Raw genomic sequence first — 3523 nt, 5'->3', positions numbered from 1 at the left:
ACGCCTGAGCGTGGGTTTTTATTTATCCGTTGAGCGTCAGGCTTACGCCAGAACCTCACGAACAAAAGCTTCGATCTCTTTGTTCTGGCAGTTTTCGAAGAAACATTCCTGGAAACGCTGACCGGAAACGGCGGTTTTCACCAGCGCTGGGTCGATAGCGCGCAGGGTATCCAGATAGTTTTCTTTCACCACGGCCGCTTTCACCTGGTTCAGAATACCGGCGTTGCGAACCTGCGGCTCTTTACGCTCTGGCGGATAGCCTTCGCCGTTACGACCGGTGAACGCTTTTTCAAACATGTAGCGAACGTTCAGCTCTGCGCCCCAGCCATAGCCTTTTGCAAAGGCCAGAGACAGTGCGTTACCGTTGTTGATCTGAGCAAACAGGAAGGCGTCTGCTGGATCCAGGCAGTAACCGCACACAACGCCTGGGTGAATGTTCAGAGACATCATCGCGCCCTGGCCGGTACCGCAACCGGTCACGACGAAATCGACCGCTTTGGAGTTCAGCAGGATGCTGGCCATGATGCCCAGATGGATGTAGGTCAGGTGATGATCGTTTTCATCGCTCATACCCACGTTATAGACCGGGAAGCCTTTTTCATCGGCAACGGCTTTTAACTCATGATGAATAGTCGCGTTTTTGCTGGCCTGGCTATTTTCCATCATCAGTGCAATTTTCATTCTTTCCTCTCCTGAAAGCTAAGCGGGGTTATCCGCAGTCGTTCGATTAGTATTCTCACCTTACTACCAGTCAAACATACTTTCAAATTTTATGAAAAGTAGTTTTAATTTTTACTAATGGGGTCACATTTTTGCCTTTGACCTGTAGATAAAACCTTACATAAACCATTAATTATTTACTATCACCTGGGTGAATGGTCGACTAGACTGGGTAAATGGGCAGAAAGCCCCTGCTGTTTGTCAGCGTTTCAATGGATGAAATAGTCACTGCAAAGGAACTGACTTGTGACACAGGACCGCCGAGGATTTCGACACGCGCTGGGTCTCCTTGTTCTACTGACCCTTATGCTACTTTGGGCGCCCCGCGCTCATGCCGTGCCACCGCAAAAAATTCGAGCGGCGGCGCCTATCCCTGTATGGATTCTCGATGCGGATAGCTTTGAGTTCTGGCGCGACAATCACGGTCAATTCCAGGGTTTCTATCCCGAATTGCTGCACGCGATTAACGCGCGTTACGGCTACAACCTGACGCTACGCCCCACCGACGGCACCACCTTTGAGCAGCGCTTCGCCCATCATGACTACGGGCTCTACGCCAGCGTGCTGCAAACGCGAGAACACCTCAAAAAAACCATTTTATCGTCCCGGCTGCTTGAGAATCCCATCGTTACCGCCAGCATTACCCGCCAGGCTAAATCCATCAGTGATATCAATAACACGCGGGTCATTTTCCGGCGAAACGACCCGACTCAGCGGTTGGTGAAGCAGGCGTATCCTACGTTAAAGTTCCAGCAGGTTATCGAAGTCGACAGCAGCAGAGAAGCGCTGCAAATTCTGCGCAGCGGCGGCGCAGATTTCTATATTAATGAAAATCGTGAAATTGGCGGACCACAGTACTACTACACGATTTCACGACCGTTTGACTCATTGCGTATCACGGCCTCCTTCGGTATCAGCCCGGAGCTGATTTCGCTTCGTAGCAATATCAATCAACTGATTAACGAATGGCAGCAGAACGGAAAACTCCGGGCGCTAGAGGAACAAAGTCGTCTTGAGTATTTTCGTCAACGTTTGACGATAACGCCTGACGAGCGCATCTGGATGGAGAAAAACCGGCTCACCCTTTGGTTGCCAAAGAATGAAAACTTCGCGCCCATTATCTGGCGTGACGACCAGGGCTATCATGGCAGTGCTATCAGTCTGGTCAACGATCTTCGCGATTTGTTGAATATTAACGTCGACGTGCAGTTCGTTGATAACTACATGATAAGAATGAAAAATGAAGATTGGCCAATCCGCCTGGCCGAGATTTTTGACGTGAGCAATGGTACGCAAATGGAGGGTCAGGTTGGCCCGCTGGTCAACTGGTATAACGCCTATTACAACAAAGCCACCGCGCCCTTTATTCTCGACGAAGAGCAGGTTCGCCATCAGCGGGTCGGCGTCATTCGCGGCTCGTTTGCCGCCGACTATCTGCGTCAGCGCTTTGGTAACGATGTTACGCTTATTGCCCGCGCGTCAATTGATGAACTGCTCGATACCATCGACAGCAATCATATTGATTACATTCTTGGGGATTTGAGTTCAATGGAACAGGCGCTACGCGGAAGCGATTTGTTCCGTGGGGCATTAAAAGTTGCCGGGATGACCCACTCAAACTACCAGATTGGCACCTGGATGAACATTGCCCATCCGCTGTACGCCCTGATATCACAGGTGCATCTTATCTCCAGCTATCGTTACCAGCAGGTACCGCCAGCGAGCGTAGTGCAACCCACCTCCTTAAGCAAAAACGCGCTGCAAATTATCAGCGCCGGGCTTCTGGCCCTGTTGTTCTTTATTCTCAGTCTGATGCTGATGATGTGGCGCCATATGAATAAGAACCGGGCCATTAACCGCAGCATTGTTGAAGCGATGGAGAAGATAAATCACGTTCACGATGATGAAACCGGCTGTCATATTCGTCGCGTGGCCGCCTACTGCCGCTTGCTTGCCGACGCGCTCAAACTGCCACCGAAGCAAATTCGTGATATTGAGACGTTTGCCTCCCTGCACGACATCGGAAAAATTGCGGTACCTGAGCATATCCTGCGTAAAAAGGGCAAACTCACCGACGAGGAATTTAAGCAGATTCAAAAACATACCACTAAGGGATGGCGAATTGTCCAGGGACTGGTGCTCGGTTCAGTGGCCGAAAATTTGATTCACTACCATCATGAAAAATGGGACGGCTCTGGGTATCCGGAAGGTCTCGCCGGCAAAGAGATTCCGCTGGAGGCGCGTATCCTGGCACTGGCAGATGTCTACGATGCGCTGCGGCAAAAGCGCGTTTATAAACCGAGCTTTTCCCATGAAAGCGCCTCTGAAATTATCGTTAACAGCGCCGGAACCCACTTTGACCCGACGCTGGTGAAACATTTTTGCGCGCTACACCTGCAGTTTCAGGAAATTTATGAGTCACAGAAGGATTAACCCCAGGTTATAGCGACTATTCAAAGGATTGCTTGCAGCGGCGATGGTTACAATGAGGTCACGACTGATTGCGCAGAGCGAATTAATGAAAAGCCTCATTCTTATTCCCGCCCTCCTGGCCCTGACGGCTTGTACCGTGCCCCGTGCGGCGAGCGTAAGCGAAGTGGATGCCAACAGCGGCATCGTGCGCCTGACCTACGGGCAGGCCATTTTGCAGAATGCCAAAACCGATAGCTATCTGGCTCAATCTGAAGCCAATAAAGCCTGCCAGCAAATAGGATATGCCACCGCGTTTTCCTACGGCCAACCCATCACCACCTGCACCACCACCAGCGGCTCACTGTGCCTCAATGAGCATGTTACCTTGCAA

Annotated in this window: 3 protein-coding genes; 2 read left to right on the top strand and 1 reads right to left on the bottom strand. The window is 51.0% G+C overall.

Annotated features, from left to right (window positions below; all coding sequences use genetic code 11):
- Nucleotides 1-42 precede the first annotated feature (42 nt).
- Complete coding sequence (locus GKAS_RS23005; protein ID WP_035897825.1) at nucleotides 43-681, bottom strand: RpiB/LacA/LacB family sugar-phosphate isomerase; 639 nt, start codon at nucleotides 679-681, stop codon at nucleotides 43-45.
- 375 nt (nucleotides 682-1056) lie between these two features.
- Between GKAS_RS23005 and GKAS_RS23000 the strand changes: the two genes are divergently transcribed.
- Both GKAS_RS23000 and yecR read left to right on the top strand, forming a co-directional pair.
- Nucleotides 1057-3153 carry an HD domain-containing phosphohydrolase gene (locus tag GKAS_RS23000; RefSeq protein ID WP_246870768.1) on the top strand — a complete coding sequence of 699 codons (2097 nt, stop codon included), beginning with the start codon at nucleotides 1057-1059 and terminating at the stop codon, nucleotides 3151-3153.
- 85 nt (nucleotides 3154-3238) lie between these two features.
- Nucleotides 3239-3523 (top strand): YecR family lipoprotein (gene yecR, locus GKAS_RS22995; protein WP_035897821.1); only part of this gene is annotated, 285 nt, incomplete at its 3' end.

This window comes from Kluyvera ascorbata ATCC 33433 (assembly GCF_000735365.1).
Classification (GTDB): Bacteria; Pseudomonadota; Gammaproteobacteria; order Enterobacterales; family Enterobacteriaceae; genus Kluyvera; species Kluyvera ascorbata.
Note: the sequence above shows the minus strand (reverse complement) of the source record. Positions and strands in the feature narration are given on the sequence as shown.